Below are 22,170 nucleotides of genomic sequence, written 5' to 3'. Positions count from 1 at the left end.
TTCTACAGATCACTAATGCCTTTCCTAGATTTTTTCCTCTTAATAAGGATGCCTATTGTTGCTCCAACAACTAATATTGCTGATAATAATTGTGAGACTGGAATGTCCAAGCTACCAATTAGTAATTGATCCGTTCTAAGACCTTCTATCCAAAACCTTCCAAGTCCATACCCAATAAAGTATATAAATAACAATTCTCCATCAAATTTTTTATGCTTACGATAAAATACTAGAATGGCAAACACAGCGAGACACCACATTGATTCATAAAAGAATGTTGGATGAACTTGAATATAAGCTGCATCGTTTATTGTAATCATCTTTTCATAAACTTCATTCGGAATATATTTCACCTTTGAAACTTTCATAGCCATTGCCAAAAAACTATTTGTAGAACCCCCAAAAGCTTCCATATTAAAAAAGTTTCCCCATCTTCCTATTGCTTGTCCAAGAATTAAGCCTATAACACCTGTATCCACGAGTAACCACGTGTTTAGCCTTTTTATTTTTGCAAAAATCACACATACGATGGCCGCCCCAATTACGCCACCATAAATTGCAAGCCCACCCTCTCTCAATGCAAAGATATCCATCAAATTATCCTTATATTGATCCCAAGAGAAGACAACATAGTACAATCTTGCACCAATTATCGCTCCAATTAAAGCATAAATCAATAACTCAGAATAAACATCAGGATTTTGATTCGTTTTTTTTGCGACTGATACTGCAGCAAACAGCCCCGCTAGAATACCTGTACAAATTATTATTCCATACCAGTAGACCTCTATCCCAAAAAAGGTAAATGCTACAGGATCAATGCTCATAAATTCTATATTTATATTCGGAAATATAATATCTGGACTATTCATACTCCACCTCGATTTTACTTTTTTCAATCATACCATATATTACCACATTTTGACTAAGAAACATTTATTCAGATCTATAGCAACTATTGGACTTACTATATTATGACAAGAAAATTGGTCAAAACCAAAATCCTTATTCTCTTCATGGTACTTTTTAATTTAATGATGCAAATTTTACCCATGAAACAGAACCAAATACTTCATGGTTACGCAACTACATTAGATCTCATCTTACTCGATGAGTTATTTATGAAGTTTAATCGATAAGAAATTGCAAAACAATTCTTAATCATAATAAATCATTTAAGATAAAAAATCAATTGTTTCTTTGATATTTGTGAAAAGTTGCCTCATAACTACAAAATGCAACAATTTTCGCAAAGTGTTATTACAAATGTATGCTTGAGGCATGTTCATTAATGTGTTATAATTTCAAAGTGATTTGATCGTATTAATGTTTTTACAAATGAATACCTTACAGAAAAGAAAGGAATTATATGATATGAAACTAGGAATAGTAGGATTACCAAATGTTGGGAAAAGCACACTTTTTAATTCTTTAACAAGAGCAGGAGCAGAATCTGCAAATTACCCTTTTTGTACAATCGATCCCAATATCGGAATTGTAACCGTGCCAGATCAAAGACTTGATCGCCTTACTGAGCTATATAATTCAGTTAAAACTATCCCTGCCGCAATTGAATTTGTGGACATTGCTGGGTTAGTAAAAGGTGCAAGTAAGGGTGAAGGTCTTGGAAATAAATTTTTATCTAATATTAGAGAAGTAGATGCAATTGTACATGTAGTTAGATGCTTTGAGGATACAAATGTTATTCATGTTGATGGTTCAATCGGGCCACTCAGAGATATTGAAACAATCAATCTTGAATTGATTTTTTCTGATCTTGAAATTTTGGAAAGAAGACTTTCCAAAACAATCAAATCTCTAAAAACAGACAAAACCGCTCAAAAGGAAGTTGACCTTCTAAATCAAATTAAGGACAGCCTCGAGCTTGGTGTATCTGCAAGAAATATGGAGTTTGATCAAATTGACGATGCACTTTTTGTTGAGTCCTTAAACTTACTGACATATAAACCTGTTATTTTTGCTGCAAATGTTACAGAAGATGACTTAATGAATGATGGAGAAACAAATGATAATGTGAAAACAGTAAGAGCCTTTGCTGAAAATGAAGGCTCCGAGGTTTTTGTTGTTTGTGCTAAAATAGAAGAAGAAATCTCTGAACTTGAGGATGATGAGAAAAAGATGTTTCTTGAAGATCTTGGTTTAAAAGAAAGTGGTCTGGATAAACTCATACATGCAAGTTATCACATCCTCGGCCTAATAAGCTATTTAACCGCAGGTGAAAAAGAAACCAAAGCATGGACAATAACAAAAGGAACCAAAGCACCTGGTGCTGCTGGCAAGATTCATTCTGACTTTGAAAAAGGTTTCATTCGTGCTGAGATAGTATCCTATGATGATTTAATGAAATGTGGTAATTATAATACAGCTAAAGAAAAAGGCCTTGTTAGACTCGAAGGCAAAGAGTACGTGGTAAAAGATGGAGATATTATATTATTCCGATTTAACGTATAGAAACAATTAAATATTTATAGGGACGTTTCTTTTAGCTTCAAATCAAGCTATCAGAAACGTCCTTATTGATTTGCTTATCTATTTATTCGTTACTCTCTATACAAATTTTACCGCAGTACCATAAACAATTACCTCTGCTGCAGCTTGCATGATTGCACTTGATGCATAACGGATATTTACAATTCCATCAGCTCCCAAGGTAGTAGCTTCATCAACCATCCTCTTAGTAGCGATCGCCCTTGCTTCATTCATCATTTCATTGTATGCAGTTAATTCACCTCCAACAATGGTCTTAAAGCCACTCATAATATCTTTACCTAAATGCTTAGATTGAATTGTAGAACCTTTTACAATGGAAATAGTTTCAATTTTTTTACCTGATATGTAATCAGTATTTACTAAGATCATCTTCTTCATCCTCCTTATCAATTTCTTTTAACCTAACCCTAAGTGTCACTATTAAAGCGATGATAACTCCGATAATACAGATGGCAATAACACCAAGTATCATCGATAAAATGAAGTTGCGAGCAATAATCGCTATTACTATAAGACCAAAAAGATAAAACATAAGCAAATTGCTCATTATTAACACAATAATAATTGGTGCGAATTTTTTCAATTAATCACCTCAAATACTTAATGTTATGCATTTTTACAAATCACCCATGTCTTCTTTATTCACCACATTATTTTCTGATGTATCTTTCTTTTTTTTATCTTTGCTCATAAATCTATCCATAATGTCAGGTACCAAATCAATAATTTTAGTTAAGCTATCTTGATTTTTAATATTTACCAGCTTAGTATGTCCATCCTTGATTACCAAAACAGCACTTGGGCTTATTTTAGCACCTAGACCTCCGCCACCAGCTCCACTATTTTTCTTCTCATCCTTACCTTCTGATGCACCTGCGCCAACTCCAAAGGTAACATCTACGAGAGGCAAAATAATCGTATCATTTAAATAAATTGCTTCCCCCACTACTGTTTTAGTAGAAATAAAATTCTCCATACCACTTAATAACGAGTCTACATTGTTTTTAAAAATCGATTCCATAATAAACCTCCTTAATGATTATATTCTGCAATTAGTTTTTTTACTCTTTTATCTAGAATAATCTTCAACGCATGATATACAAGAATGAAGATAAAAATTCTGCCTTTTATATCAAAGTTTCCTTTTAGTATTCTCTTATCGAAATCAGGTTCAATAACCATACTATTACCTGTTACAGCATAAAATATACTTACTACTCCAAGAATATAGCCTGTTATTGCTGGATCATCAGTACCAAATTGTAGATGTAATCTAATCTTCCTAGGTAGAATTGATTTGATCATCTTCCAGCCATGATTGGTTACAAATTTCACTACTCCTTTATAATAATCCTCTTTGAGAAAGGCTTGGATTTTGTGAAAAACATCCTTTAAATTAGATGACTCTTCTTTCACCCTTTTCTTCTTAATCTTTATCTTCTTATTTTTTTTCTTAACTTTTTTTTCTTTTATCTTCTTATTATCTTCAGCCTTTGCAAATGAAGTAGTTGTGTTTTTCAAATCATCCTTTGCTTTGTCAGTTTTCTTATCTGTATCATTTGATGCTCTTTTTAGAATATCATCTTTATTAACATCATGGCCTTTTTCTTGATAAGCTTTTTCTTCTAATTTGCTTTCTTTAACGTTCTTCTTATTTGATGATGTTTTATTTTTACGAACTGGTTCTTCTACTTGCGAAGAATATATCGTTTTCCAAAAAACTTTAATTGAGTATGCAACTTCTTTTTTAAAAGAAATTTTTAACTTGATAACGTCTAATAACCAACTGGCTTTACCCTCAAGAACAATCTCATCATATTTTTCTCCCTTGATATTATAACATATTGGAACAAATAAAATCAAAATGAGCAAAAACATAACAACTGATAAAATAACTGCAATTATAATTAGTATTATTTTTAGAATTAACAACAGTACAATCATGATAAATCACCCAAGTTTTATTTTCATTTTTTTCTTTGCTTTTTCAGCTCCAACAATGACTATCGAAGATATCAAAAGAAACAACAGAATCACTAGCATTGCAGTATTAAAAAAGAATACTTCAGGAACCATATTAATAAGTATATCCGTTTGTGGATCTAACAACCACAAATCATTCGTGAAAAATATTTCATGAAATATAGTAAAATATTTATTAAAGTCTATAAGCAACAACGCTCCTATGCCTAAAACAATAGCTGTTGTTCCTATAAATACATACTTAATTGATGATAATATATATAAAAATAATTTTTTATTATTTATATATGCCAATGTGATTATAGCTATTACTAATATGGCCCCATAATTTCTAGTCGCCGTTGCAGCTACAGACATTTTTTTCACATCAACCATATGAGACTTTTCCCGATCTCCAAAAACTTCTTCAACTTTTCCATTAATTAATTTTTTCATGTTTAAGTTATCATCATCATTTTTTAAATAATTTAATAGCTTTTCGGTTACCATAACTAGATCATTCATTTCCATGCCTGTATTTATATCAATATCTCTTTTCTCATAATGCCATTTATAATAATCCATATTATAAACTATTATATTAACAGAAGCAAATAACAAGACAAAGAAAAGCGTTAATGAAAACACTATGGCAATTGCTTTAGAATAAAATTTATACATCACATTCTAGCTCCCTAAATAAAGTCTGTTTATTAATTTCATTAAAGTGCAATAAGGTATTAGAAACAAGAGTACCAATCCATTCGTAGGCTTCTTCATTATTTTGTACAATTCCTATTACATAAATTCCATCTTCTCTACTATCTAGTCTATATAGTTCTCTTGTGCTAACCAATTCAAGAAGATTAACATTGTTCATTCGATAAATGAGGATATGTATATTCCTCATGTTTTTTCTGTTTCTAATTTTTTTTAAATATTTTTCTTGCTTTTGCTGGCTGATGAAAGCACTACAATATAAATTGGTTCCAATTTTCATACAATCATCCTTCTTTTTCCAATATATCTTAATAGTATATCAAAAGCAAAAATCAGTCAACAAAATCTAATACAAAAAAATAGCTTTACAATATAAAATGACAGAATAGTCAAATTCTCGTTAAATAAAAAACTGATGAACTATTATCATCAGTTTTAGTACAAAGCTTTTTCAAGTTTTCTTATATCCCCTGGAGGAAAGGTTCGAAGCAATTGCATATATTGTTCTTCAGTAAGATTTACTGATGTACAATACATTTCAATCTTATCTTCTGTACTCGCTTCTTGAAATGTTGAAATAAATTGTCTGAATTCATTAAATTGCATAATCATCAACCTCATTTTGATTATAAATACATAAAACTAATCCATTTTTTTATAATACAGTAACAATAATAGTATACCCATAAATTAATAAATTATTATAAAAAGAAATTTTAGTAGAATTTTAGCAATTGCAAACATCGCAATTGTCATTTTGACCATATAATACATTATTTTTGCTTCTAATTTGTTGATTTTTCTTGCTTTTATGAATGAATTCGCTGTATAATCAATATTAGAATAAAAATAAATAAATATTAAAAAATCTAAAATATAGCTCACTATGAACCATCATCGGAGGTGAAAATCTTGTTCAATGATATTATATATACAAGTGAAAATGTAGAAATTATTCTTGAAGAAGATCAAGTATATATTAAGGTATTACAAAAAAAGTATGATCTTACAGCTTTTCAAGAAATACTCAAGAGTTTCCCTAGAATTAAAATCACTCAATTCATTGCTCTAAAGGCCGCTATAACTAATGCAATTGAACAATTGGTAAACATTGGTGAATACAAACCAATTATAGAATTATCCTCAAGTAACGACCAACTAAAAGCTTATGCAACAATTAATTTAACTCCTGAGCAATTTGTTGTGTATGATAAAAAGGAGTTACTGGAATTAATCGTAATTGCCTGCAGGGATCAGGGTATTATATTTGGCATTGATTTACAAGAAGTTATGTCATCAATGATTCCATTAGATAAATTTACAATTGCAAAGGGCATGTTACCGCTTCCTGGTGATGATGCAATTATTAAGTTATATGAAATAGACGAACTTAAACCTCAAGTATTCGATGATGGCAAAGTAAACCATTATGAATTAAATTTAATCAATAAAGTTGAAAGAGGCGACTGGGTCGGGGAACGCATTGAACCTACTCTAGGTATTCCAGGAAAATCAGTTTTTGGAAATGCAGTTCCAGCACTACCAGGCAAACAACATAAGCTTGTTTATGACAAAAAAACGATTGACGAAGATTTAAATGAAGATGAAACAAAAACAATTTTAACTGCAAAAAGAGTTGGTGCTGTTGTATACGAAAATGGCATTCTAGCAATTTGTAATTATCTAGAAATTGATGGCAAAGTTTCTTTTGAAACTGGCAATATTGATTTCGATGGTCATGTTGAGGTCAAAAACTCAGTTGAAGACAACTTTTCTGTGAAAGCTAATAATAATATACAAATTATGGGCAAGATTGGTTTAGGTGGTATCGACACAATTGAAAGCCGTGAAGGAAGCATTTATATTCGAGGTGGAATAGCAGGAAAAAACAAAGCTAAGATTATTTGTGATGGTGATTTATACACTAAGTTTGCTGCTGATTGCACCATTGAATGTAACGGTTCCGTTAACATAGGTTATTATGCAATGAATACTAATATCAAAGCAAAAGAAGTTATTTTAGAATCACTAAACAGTAAAATAATTGGTGGAAATATTGAGGCAACCGTTAGAGTTGTTTCAGGTGAAATTGGTAGCCGTGCTGATGTACCTACTCATATTACCGTTTTAGGTTTTAATCGAGTTGCTTATAAAGAAGAATACGATGGTATAAACACTCAAATAGATACTGTAAAGGAACAAATTGTATATTTGAACCAAAAACTATCCATATACTCACCAAACAATTTAGATGCAAAACAACGTCATATATTATCCGAGTTAGAAGAGGCCTATGACAGTCTCAACAAAAAACTTAAGACCTTATATGAGAAAAAAAAGAAATATATTTCCTACCTACATTGTAAAGGTGATGGCGAAGTTAAGATAAACAAAACTGTTTATACGAATGTAACAATTGAAATTGCTAAGCATCTTCATGTGGTTTCAAAGGTTGTTAGCGTACCCCAATCTTTTTATGTTATTAATAATCAATTCAAGACTACTTAATGAGGTGATCATATGCCCTATAAAACGGATAACAAACAAAAAAAATCAACCTCTTCAGAAATTGACGCTCAGTTAGTGCGATATTCTGGAATTATTAGTGCTATAGAATTTTTCTCGCAACGGTTTGAATTAGACCAGCTTATGACTTATGCCTTTGAATTTTGCAACGATCTACTCCTTCCTAATCAGATGGTTTTATACTTCAAAAACGAAAGCTCATACTCAATCTTTAAATCAATGGGCTATGACGAAACCTTTTCCTTCGAATATAACGATCATTATAACCAAATAGTATATTTTCATGCTGGTTTGATATACGAAAAACAAATTTTAAGCTTACTTCCTAAAGAAATTAATGATCTATTTAAACCAGACTTTTGTATTCCTTTAATTATGGATAAAAGTTTTTTTGGTCTTATTGCTGTGAAGAGATCCGAATCTAAACCTTTTGATTCAGCTGATGAAGAAGTTGCAAGTGCATTAATGAACCTTTATTCAACAGCTTTTACAAATTATTCTAGCTATAAGGCTCTAGAAACAACTAAGATTCAGCTAGATGAGAAAATTTTCAACTTGTTTGCTATGAATCATTCTACTAAAGCACTTTTAAGTGAGTTGTCGCTTCCTAGTCTATGCGAACTCGCTATTGGTGTTTTTTCTGAATTAACTCAAAGTAATAACACTACCTTTTTCATTAAAGATCCAATTAGTGAAAACTATAAATTAATGAGTTACAAAAATGTTTTAATCTACAACCAAAAACTAGAGATTACTCTTTTTCCAAATAGTAACCACGTAGCATCATTGCCGGTATTGATAGATATGAATGATAAAAAGTCAACAGATCTATTCATTAACAACTTTTTTAATGGCGAAGACATTATCAGCAAAATTAATCCTGAATATATTGTGTTACTAAAAAAATCCTCTCAACTTGTAGGTTTTGTTACCCTTGGCGCAAAGGTTAATGATACAGTATATGATAATAGTATTTTCGAGTTGGTAGAAAGTCTTGCGTCTGCTACTTATATTGCAATTAATAATGTTTTTTATATTGAAGTAATAGAAAGACAAAAAAAGCTTGTTAGCAATAAATTAAACGATTTGCTTAATTTGAATATGCTTATGAAAAACATGAACAGTGCTCAGACTCATGACCAAGTAATCTCTTTAGTTATGAATACATTAAACGTGTCTTTCGGTATAGAAATGGGGTTTTTTGCACTATTCGATTACAAAAAACAAGCTTTTACTATTTCTAACAAAATAAATATTAGGGACACAGATGAGCAAATACAAATGCGATTTTCCTTTTTGCCTTTGTTTGATGGAGAACCTATATTGGTTTATGAAGAGGATAAAATTGTTGATTTTCTACCCGATGCTATTATTGATGCTTTTATAAAGCCTGGGGCTGGCTTGGTTATGATTCCTGTTTATATTAAAGGCGTTGACATTCAGCTTATAGGATTTTTTGCATTACTTCGAAGTAGAACCAAAATTTTTATAACAGAAGAAAGCCTTGTATCCTTCGATGCTATTGCAACTCATATAGCTCCCGTCATTCATCAGCTACAATATGCCGAAAGAATTAAACAAACTTACCAACCTGATTATAGCTATATGTTTCTTGATCATCTTCAACTTCAATTAGATGAAGCCGTTGACTTTAGTCTTAACTTGTACATTGTACATATTTATCATGCTAAGGCCGTACATTTTACGCAATCAGTTATGTCGAAGACACTTCAAGGAGCATTTAAAAATGTTTACAATATCGACAAAAGAAACACCTTTATTCTAACTAATAATCCAGATGATTTATTAAAGATAGAAGAATTAGTGAATGCAGATCAAACTTATCAATTAAAGTCTTATATGCTAGGTACAGATTTTGATGACTTTTCTTCATTCTTAGCAATATTTGAGTCATAAGAAAATGAAGTGCCTTCCTTTTTAATAAAAATAAACGAAAAGGTTAGCATAGAATATCGCAAATGCTTGCGAAAATTCCATTATAACCCTTTTTTTAAATAAATATTTACTTATTAATAACCAAGTGAAAATTCAATAGCTTCCCTAACAGACTCTACTCCTATGATTTCTATTTTCCCTTTTTTATGATCTAAAGCTTTATAGTTGGCTTTGGGAATGATACACCTTGTGAAGCCTAACTTTTCTGCCTCTAGGATTCTTTTATCACATAATGATATCCCTCGAACCTCACCAGTTAAGCCCACCTCCCCCATTATAATCGTTTTTTCATCTATACTAGCATTCTTAAAACTTGATGCAATTGCAATTATGATACCTAAATCTAACGACGGTTCTGAAATCTTAATACCACCTGCAATATTAACGTAACTATCATAATTTCCAAGTTGCATACCAATCTTCTTTTCTAATACTGCCATTAATAGATTTACTCTATTATAATCTGTCCCTGTTGATGCTCTTCTTGGCATTCCAAAGCTAGTAGGACTTACCAAAGCTTGTACCTCGACGAGTAATGGCCTCGTTCCTTCCATACAGCACGTGACGATTGATCCTGCTTCACCTAAAGGTCTTCCAGTGAGCATATATTCAGAAGGATTTGAAACTTCTACCAGTCCCTTATCACGCATTTCAAAAACACCAATTTCATCAGTTGACCCATATCTATTTTTTACTGCTCTTAATATTCTATAGGAAACACTTCTTTCACCTTCAAAATAGAGCACAGTGTCTACCATATGCTCTAATACTCTTGGTCCTGCAATGGATCCATCCTTTGTAACATGTCCTACTATGAAGATCGAAACATTCAATCCCTTGGCAATACGCAATAATCTGCTTGTCACTTCTCGAACCTGAGAAACACTCCCTGGTGCAGAAGTTACATCTTCACTAAACATAGTTTGAATTGAATCTACTATAACGACATTTGGCTTCTCATTACCAATTACTGTTTCGATAATTTGCAAAGAGGTCTGCGCATATAGCATTACATTACTACCTTTTACATCTAGTCTATCTGCTCTCATTTTTATTTGTTTAAGAGATTCTTCACCGGAGATATATAGAATTTTCGTTCCTTGTTCTGAAAGACTCTGGCACATTTGCAGTAATATAGTTGACTTGCCTATACCGGGATCACCACCAACAAGTGTTAAAGAACCATCAACAATTCCCCCTCCAAGAACTCTGTCAAACTCTTGGATATTTGTTTTTAAGCGATTGTCATCCTCAGTATCTATATTTGATAACGATCTTGGTTTTTGATCTGTATGTATATCAATACTCGAATTGGTAAAATTGGAGACAGGCTTTTTTAATTTTAGCTCTTCTACTAAAGTATTCCATTGGCTACAACCAGGACATTGACCCATCCATTTTGGGCTTTCATAGCCACATTCTTGGCACATAAATACTGTTTTCGTTTTTGACATGATATAAAGCCCCTTTCAGTTGTTATCTATCACTTATTATAGCTTGATAGGATGTATTGGTCAATAAAAGTGTACACAAAAAATCGCGTTAAATAACATTGTTATTTATACGCAGCGTTTAAAAAAAGCCCTCATCTCTTGCGAAATGAAAGCTTCTTCATTATACTTTTTTAATTACAACTTCTTGCTTTCCATTACTAAAATCCACACTCAAATTTAATTTTCCCGCAAGATTGGACTTCATCTTTCCAAGTTGCATTTGATCAATATAAATTTTATATTCTTGTTCAATTTCTAATTCAACAGTGATCTGAGCATCTTCAACCCCTTCTACAGTAAAGCTTAATTCTTTTTCATCTAAAGAAAAATTATATACTGTTGTTCCAGGTATTGATTCATATAATAGTCGACTGTTCTTTTCAAGTCTTGTCATTGCACTATATGTTTTTACTTTATACACATCACCATCAACTTCAAAGTCCTGTTTCTTCTGTTTAGAGTCTGCTAAGTAATTTCCAAAGCTAATAGCACCTTGATCCTCAACTCTAATTAATTCTTCTATACCAGCCATCTAAAAAACCCTCCTAATTTGTCGATAAGTGTTGAATATATACATTATATATTATTTCCTTTTCAATTGCTAGTGTAACTTAATTCTATTTTCTTTGGTTATCCAGAACTTTCCTTCAAACTGCCATAGTAGGTTACAAACTTATATATTACTTCAAATCAAATACAAGCTCTTCGTTGTTAAGATCAATGGTTACATGGTCACCCTCTTTGATGATACCCTCTAGAATTTTTTCTGCCAATCTATCTTCAATTTTAGATTGGATAGCTCTTCTTAAAGGTCTAGCACCATAACTTTTATCAAAACCTACCTCAGCCATATGAATTTTGGCTTCAGCGGTCATATGAATTTCAATCCCCATGTTCTTTTTCATTCTACTAGCTAACATACCTACCATAATATCAACAATCTCTACAATGTGTTCTTTGGTTAAAGAATGAAATACAATTACTTCATCTATCCTATTTAAGAACTCAGGTCTAAATAAGCGTTTTACCTCGTCCATAACATTCTTTTTCATATCACCATAACTTTTTTTCTCATCTTCTGAGGATGAAAAACCTAAGATCTTAGGAGCAATTATATTTCGTGCTCCTGCATTTGAAGTCATAATGATTACAGTGTTTTTGAAGTTGATTTTTCTTCCTTGTGCATCGGTTATATGCCCATCATCTAAAACCTGTAAAAGTGTGTTAAAAACATCAGGATGGGCTTTCTCTACCTCATCAAAGAGAAGAACTGAATAAGGCTTCCTTCTTATCTTTTCACTGAGCTGTCCACCTTCATCATAGCCTACATAACCTGGAGGTGATCCAATTAACTTAGATACACTATGCTTTTCCATATATTCTGACATATCTACTCTTATTAATGCAGATTCATCACCAAATAAAGTTTCTGCTAATATCTTTGAAAGCTCTGTCTTTCCAACTCCAGTAGGCCCTAAAAATAAAAACGAACCAATTGGACGGTTAGGATCTTTAAGTCCAACCCTACCACGCCTTATCGCTTTTGAAACAGCTACTACAGCCTCATCTTGACCTACTACCTTTTCATGTAATACAGACTCTAGATTTTTAAGTCTTTCACCTTCTTCTTCAGTTAACTTTTTAATTGGAATAGAAGTCCAACTTGAAATAATCCCTGCTACCTCTTCATCATCTACTACTTGATCTGCCATAGAGTTTTTGGTTTGCCATTCGATTTTTGCTTTATCTAACTTATCTTTAATTTCATTTTGTTTTCTTTTTAATTCACCGGCTTTTTCATAAGCCTCTGCCTTGATAGCTTCTACTTTTTCTTCTTCAAGTTGTTCTAAGGTGTTTTCCATTTCTTTAATGTCTGGAGGTGCAACATAAGTACTTAATCTTACTTTTGAGCAGGCCTCATCAATTACATCAATTGCTTTATCTGGTAAAAATCGATCTGTAATGTAACGATTAGAAAGCTTAACTGCAGAATTGATGGCTTCATCAGTTATCTTAACGTTATGATGATTTTCATACATATGCTTTAAGCCTCTGATAATTTCAATCGTTTCTTCTTCAGAAGGTTCATTCACTGTAACTGGTTGGAATCTTCTTTCTAAAGCAGAATCCTTCTCAATGTATTTTCTATATTCATTAAGTGTTGTTGCACCTATTAATTGAAGCTCTCCTCTTGCAAGTGATGGCTTTAATATATTACTAGCATCTAAAGTTCCTTCAGCTGAACCCGCTCCAACAATTGTATGCAATTCGTCAATAAATAAAATAACATTCCCAGCTTGAATTATTTCGGCAATCGCCTTCTTAATACGTTCTTCAAATTCCCCACGGTATTTTGATCCTGCAACCATTGAGGATAAATCAAGGTTTACTACTCTTTTATTTTTTAATGTCTCTGGTATGTTTCCTTGATTAATCTTTTGAGCTAATCCTTCCGCTATTGCGGTTTTACCTACACCCGGCTCACCAATTAAGCAAGGATTATTTTTAGTCCTTCTACTTAATATTTGTATGACTCGCTCAATCTCTTTATCCCTACCAATGATGGGATCAAATTTATTTTCCTTAGCTAATTTAGTAAGGTCCCTACTATATTGATCTAATACTGGTGTATTAGTTGCTTGACTAGCTTCTGTATTAGGCGTTAACTTGGAATTATTTGAATCCTGGCCCAATGCTTTGACAATTTCTTGATAAATCTTTTGTTTAGACCCACCTAATATTTCAATTAGCTTTGCTGCCATTGAATCACTTTCTCTAAGGAGTGCAATGAGTATATGCTCAGTTCCTATCATTTTTGTATTCATATTGACAGCTTCTCTTAAGCTCATCTCTAGAATTCGTTCTACTCTAGGTGTGAACTCACCACCATTTGCAACTTGAATAGGGTTACCTACAATAACCTCTTTTATCTTTTCTTCAATTATTTCATAAGTCATACCTTGATTTCTAAGTACAAAAGCAGCGAGACCTTCACCTTCTTTAATTAATCCCAGTAAAAGATGCTCTGTTCCGATATAATCGTGACCCAATTCACCAGCTACTTCTTTAGATAATTGAATGGCTTTCTGTGCTTTTTCTGTAAATCTTCCCATCATAATGTCTTCCTCCTTGCTCTACTTTACTAGTTTTACTATATTTTCTCTTATATATGTTGCTCTTGCAATATCTCGTTCCTTTAAGGATAAGTGCTTCATTTCAATCTTTTGCAAATTAGCAGGTTGAATTCTGGTCATTAAATCAAATATATTAATTGGCTTTTCTTGATCATTCTTCAATATACCAAGCTCAAATCCTAACTTTATATCAGATAATAATGTCATTGCCTCTTTTGAAGTCAATACTCTTGCATTACTTAGTATACCATAAGAACGGTAAATGGCATCCTCAAATTCAAGCCTTCTTTCATTTAAAAATTTATTTCTAACAATAAGCTCTTGTTCAACAATTTGCTTTGTTACAGTTGTTAAATTATCAATAATTTCTTGTTCATTTATACCCAAGGTCAATTGATTAGAAATTTGAAAAATGCTTCCTTGTGCATCAGAACCTTCTCCATAAATCCCCCTCACTGTTAACCCAAATTTGCCTATTGCATCCAATAAAAACTTTAGCTGACCTGTCGTCTCAAGTGCTGGCAAATGAACCATATAGGAGGCTCTGAGTCCTGTACCGAGATTCGTAGGACAAGAGGTTAAGTAACCTAGCTTCGAATCAAAAGCATAGGTTAATTTTTCTTCAAGCAAATCATCGATCTTATTAGCATGTTCAAGTGCTTCTAATAAATTCATACCCACCTGCATTGATTGTATCCGAATATGATCTTCTTCATTAACCATAATGCTAATGCTTTCGTCATGAGATATAAGTAATGTATTTGGTTTTTTTACTCCAATAAAATGGGGACTAATTACATGTCTTTCCATCATAGCAATCTTATCTACTTGCCTTACATTTTCCATTTTAATTTCTTCGAAAAGATCTATAGCATACTCATTAGCTGAGAACATGGCTTTTTTTACATCATCCACTAATTGTTGTGCATCATTGTCCTCTATACTATTAGGGAATGGATATTGATTTAGGTTCCTTGCAAGTCTTATTCTGCTAGAAATGATAACTCCTTTACAATCCTCATTGTCTTTTTCATACCATTTTATCATACATTGCCTCCTTGCTTGAGACCTCTAATTTCATCTCTTAAACGTGCAGCAAGCTCATACTCTTCATTTACAATCGCAGTCTTAAGATCAACTTGTAATGAGTCAATTTTTTGCATTGCTTTTATCTCCACGTCTAACTTACCTGGTCTCTTTCCTGTATGCTCACTATTGCCATGGATTCTTTTAATTAAAGATTCAAAATAACTACTAAAGGTTTTATAACAGTTTGCGCAACCTACTTTACTATTTTTTCTAAAAGAATCAATTGTCATACCACATTTTTCACATTTTAATAGTTCGTTTTTTTGAGGGGTGCTTTTTGCATTGATTAATCCGCTTAAAAAATGTTGAAACGAATTATGATCTTCCCTCGTGAGGCCATCTGTCTCACTAGAACATTTTTCACATAAATATAACTTTATATTTTTATCGCCGACTATTTGAGTTATCACTACAGTAGCAGCTCTCTCATTACACTTATCACACATCATATGAATCAACTCCTCAAATAATATAGTCCCTAATAATCATTATTATATCATAGCTTTGCCTCAACAAACTAGTTATTTAACAAAAAAATGGCCTTACATCGTATAATAGACAAAATACTATCACTTAAAATCAAAGAACTTTTATAATTATTTATGCCAAACTATCCTAGTAAAACACAATCAACGACATATCATCATGTCGTTGATTGTGTTTTACTTATCCATATATCCTTCAATGATTTCCTTCATCGAAGCTTCATTAAGTCCTCCTGATAAATATCCAAGATACTCTCCACCTTTTGCATAAACAAATGTAGTTGGAAATCCTGTCACATAAGGATAAAAAGCTTCTGTTTGTTCTACACCTTCGTCGATTAACATTGGGAAAGTAAAGCCCTCTTCTTCATACCATTTGACAACATCTTCAACACTTTGATCATCTTCAAAATTCACATTTACAATGATAATTTCAACATCATCCTTATATTGATTATAAACTGTTTGAAATTCTGGCATTTCTTCCATACAGTACCCGCACCATGTAGTGAAGAAATTCAAAAACACAAACTTATCATTGTAATCTGCAACATTTATCATATTGCCTTTACCGTCACTCAATGAAAAATCTAATGCCAATGCTTCTGCTTCTGCCTGAAATGCATCACCATTTTCATCTTTGGCTTTATCATCTTTCGAATTATCCTCTTCTTCCTCTAGGTCATCTTCTTCCTTGTCATTTTGTGAAGTTTCCTTTTGTTCTTTTTCTGCTTCCTCAGACTTCTTGTCTTTGGGTTGACATCCAACTAAAAAAATCATTATAAACATACTTATTATCAGAACTTTAATAACGTTTTTCATATATACCACCCTTTGCTAATTCATATTTAATATAGATAGTTGATCAGTAAGTAACAATATTCCCATAACAATCATGATAATTCCTGCAACTCTTTTTATTGTATTTAAATATGGGTAAATCTTTTTTGAATTCTTGACAAATACTCCTGCTAAAAAAGCAGAAAGCAAAAACATTGTACCAAAGCCTAAAGAATAAACCAACATCAAGGTACCAGCTCTAAAGTAATTATGCTCAAAACTGGATATAATTAAAATATTCCCAACAATTGGTGCATAACAAGGCGACCAGCCAAAGCTAAAGGTAATACCTAAAATAAAGGATTTGATGAAACTTGGAGAATAATTATGATACCTAATTTTTCTTTCTCTTTCAAAGAACATCCATTTAAGTCCAGCTGCGAAATATACTCCAAACAATATCATTATAATTCCGCCAATGGCTCTTAATATATCTTGATATTCCAGTAATGGTTTTGTAATTGCTCTGGCTCCAAAGCCTAATAAAACATTTAACAAGGTAATTCCTAGAACAAAGCCTAATGCATTTGTCATCAACCTAATTTTTATCTTGCTATTGTCTAAATTGGTTATTGCTTCGCCTGCTAAATATCCAAAATACACCGGTAGTAATGGTAAAATACAAGGCAAAAAGAATGTTATAATGCCTGATACTAGGGCTGATAAGTAATTTACGTCATTCATAAAATCTCCCTCCTTATGCATTCACTTCTTATATATTATAATATATGAATATACAAAAGTAAATAGTCATCTTAAAGCTAATTATGAGCTACGATACTTTTTAAGAACCTGAATATTAAAGAATACGTGATTAGATGCTCACTCATGCTAAAATATTTATTCCAAATGCAGAAACTTTTTAACAACAAAAAATGGTTGTACACAAGGGTACAACCATTTTTTCAATTATTGCTTATTCACTTAATGCGTTTCTTTTCACTGCCTTCATAGCTGTATCAAACGCTGGTATGATCAATATAATAATTGTCAAAAATACTTCTATTCCAATATAAGCAATATTATAAGCTATTGAATAAGTCACTGGGGAAAACCCTTCTGGTGCATAGGAACCAAAAAACACTACCCCTGATATAAAGTGGAAGACAAACCTTCCAAAAGCTCCAACGATAAGACCCTTCATCAAACCATTTTCACTATTTCTAAATAAACCTGCTAGCCCAAGTGCAGAAAATGCTAATGGAAAGTCTAGTAATAATTGAATTGGGTGCATAACCCAACCGCCTAATGCCAATTGTAGCAGTCCATAAACTAATCCACAAAGTACACCTTGCTTAACACCAAACCAATAACCAATAAGTACAATAAATAGCATGCTACACAGAGTAGCTGAGCCATCCTGTGGTAGTTTGATTATTCTAATAAAAGATAATACCGTAGCAATCGCGATTGCTATTGATGAATACGTTAATTGCTTGATCTTGATTTTCGTTGACTTGTTTTTTCCACTTACAACCATAATTGCAAGTAACAAAGTTACGGCAATCGCCCAAATTATTATTTGTCCTACTGTTGAAGTTATAACGTTTTGTAAATCACCACTTGATAAAGCATCTTGAAATTGTTTTATCATAAAAAAAGCCTCCTTGATATTTCGCAGGAAGCGCTGTCTGACATAAGTATATAGATATAATAAATTATATTATATGCTTCCCTCCGCCGGCATAATCCGGTTCAGGTATTAAGGGTCAGTTCAACTTTCTCAGCCTTGCGGCTCCCCTAGCGATTGTATATTTTTGATTGTGGAACAAGACAAATATTATACCAAATAATGGCATTTGTCAATCCTTTTATACTTCGTAAGCCGTATATCCGATTAATCCAGGTCCGGTATGTACTCCAAGAGCAGGACTTATTTGAGTGATAAAACATTGATTAATATTATACAACTTCTTCACATACTCCAAAAGTGAAGTTGCTTCTTCTTCCGCTCCGCCATGAATAATTGATATATTAATCAACTTACCTTTAAAATGATCTTCAATCAAATCTTTAATTTTTTGTATTGATTTCTTTCTGCCTCTTGCTTTATGAATTGTATAATAAGCACCTTCATCGTCAATTCCAATAATCGGTTTGATATCTAATAGTTCTCCAACAGTACCTTCTACCTTTCCAATTCGTCCACCCTTTTTTAAGAACTTTAATGTTTTAAGCACATAACATCCTTGTATCTTGTTGCGAATAATAGAAATTGTACTTAACACCTCATCTATAGTGCCTGAGTCTTTTACTTTCATCGCTGCTTCTAACACAATAAAGCCTAAAATCATTGACAAGGTCTTAGAATCCACTACTTTTATATTTAATTTTTGTTGGTCATAATCGTTTGCTATTAACTGCATCAGATTATACGTTCCACTTAACTTGGCTGATAAGGCTATGCAAACAACATCTGTATATCCCTCTCCAACGAGCTTGTCAAAGAGCTCAATTACTTCAACTGGCTCTGGCAGTGATGTCTTAGGAATCTCTTCTTCTAGTCTGTCATAAACCTCTTGAGGTTGTATGTCTATTCCATCTCTGTACTCTGCATTTTCATAGATTACTCTAAGGGGCAGAATCTTGATGTCATACTTTTCTACTATATATGACGGTAGGTCACATGCAGAATCACTTACAATTGCAATTTTTGACATATCCTATTACCTCCAAAGTTTAAGTAGATATCTACACAAGGTTATATGGTATCCAATACTACTTGTTGTTATTTTGGATTATATCATATAGATATTCTAATTGCAACTCTTAGATATGATTACTGCAAGAAAATTTTCGATACATGAAGAAAACAAAAAAATCACAAAGTAAACCTTGTGATTTTAATTATTCATATTAATGTTTAATTTCTAAACCTGAATATCGTACATTGTAGTTAATATATAAAATTGGCTTTGTTTCATCAATTTCATAGGTGTCAATCTGGCTAGAAAATCCACTTCTAAAAGATTCACCCTCTTCAACAACTTGCCAATCCTCTGGCAGTATAATACTTATACCACAAAACTCCCCATAAAGATCAAGTGTAGCATCATTTATTAAAGTCGCACCAGTAAAATCCATTTCTACTCCACTAAACATAATTGCATAAGACCCACCATCAATTTCTTCTCCATCGAACTTCAATTCTTTACCTGTAAAAGAGATGCAATTTTCATACTTTTCTTTGATTTCTTTAAGTCTTAATGAAAACTTATATGCAAAGAAACCAATTGCTGATAATACCATAAGAAAAATACTGCTTTTTATTAACTTTTTCATCTTTAATCTCTCCTTGCTAATCCGCTATTATTTTATATCCATTGCCATTTATCTTATTCTATCAAATACAGGTGATTGTTTCAACTTAATATTTCAATTAATCTCTAAACTTTTCCAAAATATTATTACCCTCAAAGGCTATAATAGTATTAAGGCTTTAATTAAAGGAAGGTGTTCACTTGGAAGCTTCAATCTTTTTTTCATTCGAGAAGCACTTATTAAATGACGATAAACCATCTTGTTATTTTAGAGAGTTGGTACGTAATAATATTTTTCCCCAAACGCAACCTTTTCATGATTTAGTTAAATTAATGAAAACAGAACAAAATCCTAAGTTTCATCCTGAAGGAAACGTATGGGAGCATACAATGCAAGTAGTTGATTATGCTGCAAGATATAATCACTTAAGTTCTAATAAACGTGTTTTTATGTGGGCAAGTTTGTTGCATGATATTGGAAAAGGCACGACAACAAAAATAAGAAATGGAAAAATCACCTCATACAATCATGATATTGCAGGAGCTAGACTTGCAAAAGCATTTTTAGATTGCTTAACTCAAGACAATTTGTTTATTGATGATGTTTGCAAGCTTGTACGATGGCATATGCAGCCACTATTTATAACAAAAAAACTACCCTTTTCTAAAATTGAGGAAATGATGTCAGAAGTGTCCTGTGCTGAAATTGGATTGTTTAATTTATGTGATAGATTAGGTAGAAGTGAGTTATCAGATGAAAATAAAGATAATGAACTAGCTAATGTTGTTAATTTTCTAACTACATGTTATAAACTGACCAATGATATTGATGAGAAATCAAATATTCTTAAGATTATATATCATATATCAGAAAAGTCACTTGTTTAACCGAATGGAAGAAGTTTCCCACTTCTTAAGTGGGGGAACTAATTCCAACATCGGTGGGTGGTCAATCCCCCCACTGATGTGCAAGCGAAGCTTACATTCGGTTACGAAACCGTAGCGAATGCGGAGGTTTTATAACCTTAATAGATGTTTAAAACAGAACTGAGTATAGTGTATAAACACCTGTTACCAAGATTAGTATCAGGCTAAAACGTCTAAAAAAATATTCATTTATAAATCTAACTGCAATTGAACCAATAAAAAGTCCGCAAAATAATGCAGGACTGAATATCACCATGTTTTTTAGTTGTGTTGCATTGAAATTTCTACCCAACATCAAAAAGATTATAGTTATTACATTCGTTATGATCCCAAAAGCTGGTAAATAGGCTCTAAAATGCTCCTTATCAACTTTTTGATTTAGTAAAAGCAATACAATGGGTGGTCCACTCATCGAGGTACTTCCATTTAATACACCACTAGTAAGTCCCGCAATAGCTGTTGTAAGCTGAAGGTTTTTACCCTTCCATTCCCATCCAACCATCAAAGCAAGTGCGGTCAAAATGATTGTGATTCCAGCTACTAGCTTAATGATAGTTGCATCTAAGAGGTTAAGTAGGTATACACCAATAGGTATACCAATTGAACTAAATATAATCAGAGTTTTAAGCTCTGAAAAATGAACAATAGTTCTTTTCCTTATATACATAAGGATGTTCATTAATAAGCTATAAATCACTACAATAGGAACAATATCTTTAGGCAATAAAAATGTAGATAAAATAGGTACTGCGATTAATGCAAAACCAAATCCAGTAATTCCTTGAATGAGCGCTGATACAAATACGGTTATTAATCCAATAATAATAAATTCATCCAAAATAGTTATTCCTAACATGTAGTTTATATTGTTATTTCTATATGATTTCTATCCGGATCAAGAATACAACTTTCATAGTATCCATCACCTGTAGTTCTTGGCTTACTCACAATTACGTAACCATCTAAAGCAAGTCTTTCTGTTAAAAGATCCACTTGCTCCTTACTACCTACTGAAAATGCTATATGGGCGAAACCATTCATTTCACCTGTCTGATTTTGTCCACTCTCTAATGTTGTAGCCAACTTCATTATTTCAAGATTTACACTACCATTACCTTCAAAGTCTATAAAATAAGATTCAAATTTCTTAACAGGGTTAACATATTTTTCGCGCGTCTTACCTCCAAAATAAGTAACGTAAAAATTTTTCAACCCTTCTAAATCATTCGTCCAAACACCAATGTGGCTAAGTTTCATAATGATTCCT

25 protein-coding genes and 1 riboswitch are annotated in these 22,170 nt (G+C 32.2%); of the genes, 4 read left to right on the top strand and 21 right to left on the bottom strand.

The window, feature by feature from the left end; all coding sequences use genetic code 11:
* Positions 1–2: 2 nt before the first annotated feature.
* Entirely contained in the window at positions 3–872 is an 870-nt protein-coding gene (gene lgt / locus CVU84_02410) for a prolipoprotein diacylglyceryl transferase (GenBank protein ID PKM95676.1), read from the bottom strand.
* Between the two features lie 502 nt (positions 873–1,374).
* Between lgt and CVU84_02405 the strand changes: the two genes are divergently transcribed.
* A complete protein-coding gene (locus tag CVU84_02405; GenBank protein PKM96106.1) occupies positions 1,375–2,472 on the top strand; it encodes a redox-regulated ATPase YchF in 1,098 nt (365 codons plus the stop codon).
* A 96-nt stretch (positions 2,473–2,568) separates the two neighbouring features.
* On the opposite strand, the gene CVU84_02400 is transcribed toward CVU84_02405, so the two are convergent.
* The 8 genes from CVU84_02400 to CVU84_02365 all read right to left on the bottom strand — a co-directional run bounded on the left by CVU84_02400 (position 2,569) and on the right by CVU84_02365 (position 6,078).
* Positions 2,569–2,880 carry a hypothetical protein gene (locus CVU84_02400; protein ID PKM95675.1) on the bottom strand — a complete coding sequence of 104 codons (312 nt, stop codon included), beginning with the start codon at positions 2,878–2,880 and terminating at the stop codon, positions 2,569–2,571.
* Complete coding sequence (locus CVU84_02395) at positions 2,861–3,094, bottom strand: hypothetical protein (protein ID PKM95674.1); 234 nt, start codon at positions 3,092–3,094, stop codon at positions 2,861–2,863. The genes CVU84_02400 and CVU84_02395 overlap by 20 nt, the downstream gene beginning before the upstream one ends.
* A gap of 33 nt (positions 3,095–3,127) precedes the next feature.
* On the bottom strand, positions 3,128–3,532 hold the full coding sequence (locus tag CVU84_02390; protein PKM95673.1) for a sporulation protein: 405 nt from the start codon (positions 3,530–3,532) through the stop codon (positions 3,128–3,130).
* An 11-nt stretch (positions 3,533–3,543) separates the two neighbouring features.
* Positions 3,544–4,455 (bottom strand): hypothetical protein, encoded by a 912-nt coding sequence (locus CVU84_02385; protein PKM95672.1) that lies wholly within the window; start codon positions 4,453–4,455, stop codon positions 3,544–3,546.
* A gap of 6 nt (positions 4,456–4,461) precedes the next feature.
* Positions 4,462–5,154, bottom strand: coding sequence for a TIGR01906 family membrane protein (locus CVU84_02380; GenBank protein PKM95671.1), 693 nt, complete (start codon positions 5,152–5,154; stop codon positions 4,462–4,464).
* Positions 5,147–5,473, bottom strand: coding sequence for a hypothetical protein (locus tag CVU84_02375; protein ID PKM95670.1), 327 nt, complete (start codon positions 5,471–5,473; stop codon positions 5,147–5,149). Before CVU84_02375 ends, CVU84_02380 begins: the two co-directional genes overlap by 8 nt.
* Positions 5,474–5,628: 155 nt before the next feature.
* Entirely contained in the window at positions 5,629–5,799 is a 171-nt protein-coding gene (locus tag CVU84_02370) for a hypothetical protein (GenBank protein ID PKM95669.1), read from the bottom strand.
* A gap of 84 nt (positions 5,800–5,883) precedes the next feature.
* Positions 5,884–6,078 (bottom strand): hypothetical protein, encoded by a 195-nt coding sequence (locus CVU84_02365; GenBank protein PKM95668.1) that lies wholly within the window; start codon positions 6,076–6,078, stop codon positions 5,884–5,886.
* Here CVU84_02365 and CVU84_02360 point away from each other — a divergent pair.
* Complete coding sequence (locus CVU84_02360) at positions 6,070–7,701, top strand: DUF342 domain-containing protein (protein PKM95667.1); 1,632 nt, start codon at positions 6,070–6,072, stop codon at positions 7,699–7,701. The genes CVU84_02365 and CVU84_02360 overlap by 9 nt on opposite strands.
* Before the next feature lie 12 nt (positions 7,702–7,713).
* Positions 7,714–9,636 carry a hypothetical protein gene (locus CVU84_02355; GenBank protein ID PKM95666.1) on the top strand — a complete coding sequence of 641 codons (1,923 nt, stop codon included), beginning with the start codon at positions 7,714–7,716 and terminating at the stop codon, positions 9,634–9,636.
* 113 nt (positions 9,637–9,749) lie between these two features.
* Here CVU84_02355 and CVU84_02350 read toward each other — a convergent pair whose 3' ends face one another.
* From CVU84_02350 to CVU84_02305, 10 genes are all read right to left on the bottom strand, one after another.
* A complete protein-coding gene (locus CVU84_02350; protein PKM95665.1) occupies positions 9,750–11,129 on the bottom strand; it encodes a DNA repair protein RadA in 1,380 nt (459 codons plus the stop codon).
* 160 nt (positions 11,130–11,289) lie between these two features.
* Positions 11,290–11,700 (bottom strand): endosialidase, encoded by a 411-nt coding sequence (locus CVU84_02345; GenBank protein PKM95664.1) that lies wholly within the window; start codon positions 11,698–11,700, stop codon positions 11,290–11,292.
* A gap of 148 nt (positions 11,701–11,848) precedes the next feature.
* On the bottom strand, positions 11,849–14,284 hold the full coding sequence (locus tag CVU84_02340; GenBank protein PKM95663.1) for an ATP-dependent Clp protease ATP-binding subunit ClpC: 2,436 nt from the start codon (positions 14,282–14,284) through the stop codon (positions 11,849–11,851).
* A gap of 18 nt (positions 14,285–14,302) precedes the next feature.
* Positions 14,303–15,349: a protein arginine kinase gene (locus tag CVU84_02335; protein ID PKM95662.1), complete on the bottom strand. Its 1,047-nt coding sequence runs from the start codon at positions 15,347–15,349 to the stop codon at positions 14,303–14,305.
* Positions 15,346–15,840 carry a hypothetical protein gene (locus CVU84_02330; GenBank protein PKM95661.1) on the bottom strand — a complete coding sequence of 165 codons (495 nt, stop codon included), beginning with the start codon at positions 15,838–15,840 and terminating at the stop codon, positions 15,346–15,348. Before CVU84_02330 ends, CVU84_02335 begins: the two co-directional genes overlap by 4 nt.
* A gap of 213 nt (positions 15,841–16,053) precedes the next feature.
* Entirely contained in the window at positions 16,054–16,698 is a 645-nt protein-coding gene (locus CVU84_02325; protein ID PKM95660.1) for a hypothetical protein, read from the bottom strand.
* Positions 16,699–16,713: 15 nt separating this feature from the next.
* On the bottom strand, positions 16,714–17,421 hold the full coding sequence (locus tag CVU84_02320; protein PKM95659.1) for a hypothetical protein: 708 nt from the start codon (positions 17,419–17,421) through the stop codon (positions 16,714–16,716).
* 211 nt (positions 17,422–17,632) lie between these two features.
* Positions 17,633–18,310 (bottom strand): energy-coupled thiamine transporter ThiT, encoded by a 678-nt coding sequence (thiT, locus tag CVU84_02315; protein ID PKM95658.1) that lies wholly within the window; start codon positions 18,308–18,310, stop codon positions 17,633–17,635.
* Between the two features lie 61 nt (positions 18,311–18,371).
* Positions 18,372–18,468: riboswitch (TPP riboswitch) on the bottom strand.
* A 59-nt stretch (positions 18,469–18,527) separates the two neighbouring features.
* Positions 18,528–19,376: a fatty acid-binding protein DegV gene (locus CVU84_02310; protein PKM95657.1), complete on the bottom strand. Its 849-nt coding sequence runs from the start codon at positions 19,374–19,376 to the stop codon at positions 18,528–18,530.
* A gap of 196 nt (positions 19,377–19,572) precedes the next feature.
* On the bottom strand, positions 19,573–19,998 hold the full coding sequence (locus CVU84_02305; GenBank protein ID PKM95656.1) for a hypothetical protein: 426 nt from the start codon (positions 19,996–19,998) through the stop codon (positions 19,573–19,575).
* A 179-nt stretch (positions 19,999–20,177) separates the two neighbouring features.
* Here CVU84_02305 and CVU84_02300 point away from each other — a divergent pair, with 179 nt between their 5' ends.
* Positions 20,178–20,864, top strand: coding sequence for a hypothetical protein (locus CVU84_02300; GenBank protein PKM95655.1), 687 nt, complete (start codon positions 20,178–20,180; stop codon positions 20,862–20,864).
* A gap of 148 nt (positions 20,865–21,012) precedes the next feature.
* Here CVU84_02300 and CVU84_02295 read toward each other — a convergent pair whose 3' ends face one another.
* Together CVU84_02295 and CVU84_02290 are read right to left on the bottom strand one after the other, a co-directional pair.
* Positions 21,013–21,759, bottom strand: a complete 747-nt coding sequence (locus CVU84_02295) for a sulfite exporter TauE/SafE family protein (protein PKM95654.1) — start codon at positions 21,757–21,759, stop codon at positions 21,013–21,015.
* A 5-nt stretch (positions 21,760–21,764) separates the two neighbouring features.
* Positions 21,765–22,160, bottom strand: coding sequence for a glyoxalase/bleomycin resistance/extradiol dioxygenase family protein (locus tag CVU84_02290; GenBank protein ID PKM95653.1), 396 nt, complete (start codon positions 22,158–22,160; stop codon positions 21,765–21,767).
* Positions 22,161–22,170 lie beyond the last annotated feature (10 nt).

Source organism: Firmicutes bacterium HGW-Firmicutes-1, from assembly GCA_002841625.1.
GTDB lineage: Bacteria > Bacillota > Clostridia > Lachnospirales > Vallitaleaceae > HGW-1.
Note: the sequence above shows the minus strand (reverse complement) of the source record. Positions and strands in the feature narration are given on the sequence as shown.

Excerpts from the sequence above, each read along its gene's own strand:
- lgt (PKM95676.1), bottom strand. The coding sequence starts at position 872 with ATGAATAGTCCAGATATTATATTTCCGAATATAAATATAGAATTTATG.
- CVU84_02405 (PKM96106.1), top strand. The coding sequence starts at position 1,375 with ATGAAACTAGGAATAGTAGGATTACCAAATGTTGGGAAAAGCACACTT.
- CVU84_02400 (PKM95675.1), bottom strand. The coding sequence starts at position 2,880 with ATGATCTTAGTAAATACTGATTACATATCAGGTAAAAAAATTGAAACT.
- CVU84_02390 (PKM95673.1), bottom strand. The coding sequence starts at position 3,532 with ATGGAATCGATTTTTAAAAACAATGTAGACTCGTTATTAAGTGGTATG.
- CVU84_02385 (PKM95672.1), bottom strand. The coding sequence starts at position 4,455 with ATGATTGTACTGTTGTTAATTCTAAAAATAATACTAATTATAATTGCA.
- CVU84_02380 (PKM95671.1), bottom strand. The coding sequence starts at position 5,154 with ATGTATAAATTTTATTCTAAAGCAATTGCCATAGTGTTTTCATTAACG.
- CVU84_02375 (PKM95670.1), bottom strand. The coding sequence starts at position 5,473 with ATGAAAATTGGAACCAATTTATATTGTAGTGCTTTCATCAGCCAGCAA.
- CVU84_02370 (PKM95669.1), bottom strand. The coding sequence starts at position 5,799 with ATGCAATTTAATGAATTCAGACAATTTATTTCAACATTTCAAGAAGCG.
- CVU84_02355 (PKM95666.1), top strand. The coding sequence starts at position 7,714 with ATGCCCTATAAAACGGATAACAAACAAAAAAAATCAACCTCTTCAGAA.
- CVU84_02350 (PKM95665.1), bottom strand. The coding sequence starts at position 11,129 with ATGTCAAAAACGAAAACAGTATTTATGTGCCAAGAATGTGGCTATGAA.
- CVU84_02345 (PKM95664.1), bottom strand. The coding sequence starts at position 11,700 with ATGGCTGGTATAGAAGAATTAATTAGAGTTGAGGATCAAGGTGCTATT.
- CVU84_02340 (PKM95663.1), bottom strand. The coding sequence starts at position 14,284 with ATGATGGGAAGATTTACAGAAAAAGCACAGAAAGCCATTCAATTATCT.
- CVU84_02335 (PKM95662.1), bottom strand. The coding sequence starts at position 15,349 with ATGATAAAATGGTATGAAAAAGACAATGAGGATTGTAAAGGAGTTATC.
- CVU84_02330 (PKM95661.1), bottom strand. The coding sequence starts at position 15,840 with ATGATGTGTGATAAGTGTAATGAGAGAGCTGCTACTGTAGTGATAACT.
- CVU84_02325 (PKM95660.1), bottom strand. The coding sequence starts at position 16,698 with ATGAAAAACGTTATTAAAGTTCTGATAATAAGTATGTTTATAATGATT.
- CVU84_02320 (PKM95659.1), bottom strand. The coding sequence starts at position 17,421 with ATGCATAAGGAGGGAGATTTTATGAATGACGTAAATTACTTATCAGCC.
- thiT (PKM95658.1), bottom strand. The coding sequence starts at position 18,310 with ATGATAAAACAATTTCAAGATGCTTTATCAAGTGGTGATTTACAAAAC.
- CVU84_02310 (PKM95657.1), bottom strand. The coding sequence starts at position 19,376 with ATGTCAAAAATTGCAATTGTAAGTGATTCTGCATGTGACCTACCGTCA.
- CVU84_02305 (PKM95656.1), bottom strand. The coding sequence starts at position 19,998 with ATGAAAAAGTTAATAAAAAGCAGTATTTTTCTTATGGTATTATCAGCA.
- CVU84_02295 (PKM95654.1), bottom strand. The coding sequence starts at position 21,759 with ATGTTAGGAATAACTATTTTGGATGAATTTATTATTATTGGATTAATA.
- CVU84_02290 (PKM95653.1), bottom strand. The coding sequence starts at position 22,160 with ATGAAACTTAGCCACATTGGTGTTTGGACGAATGATTTAGAAGGGTTG.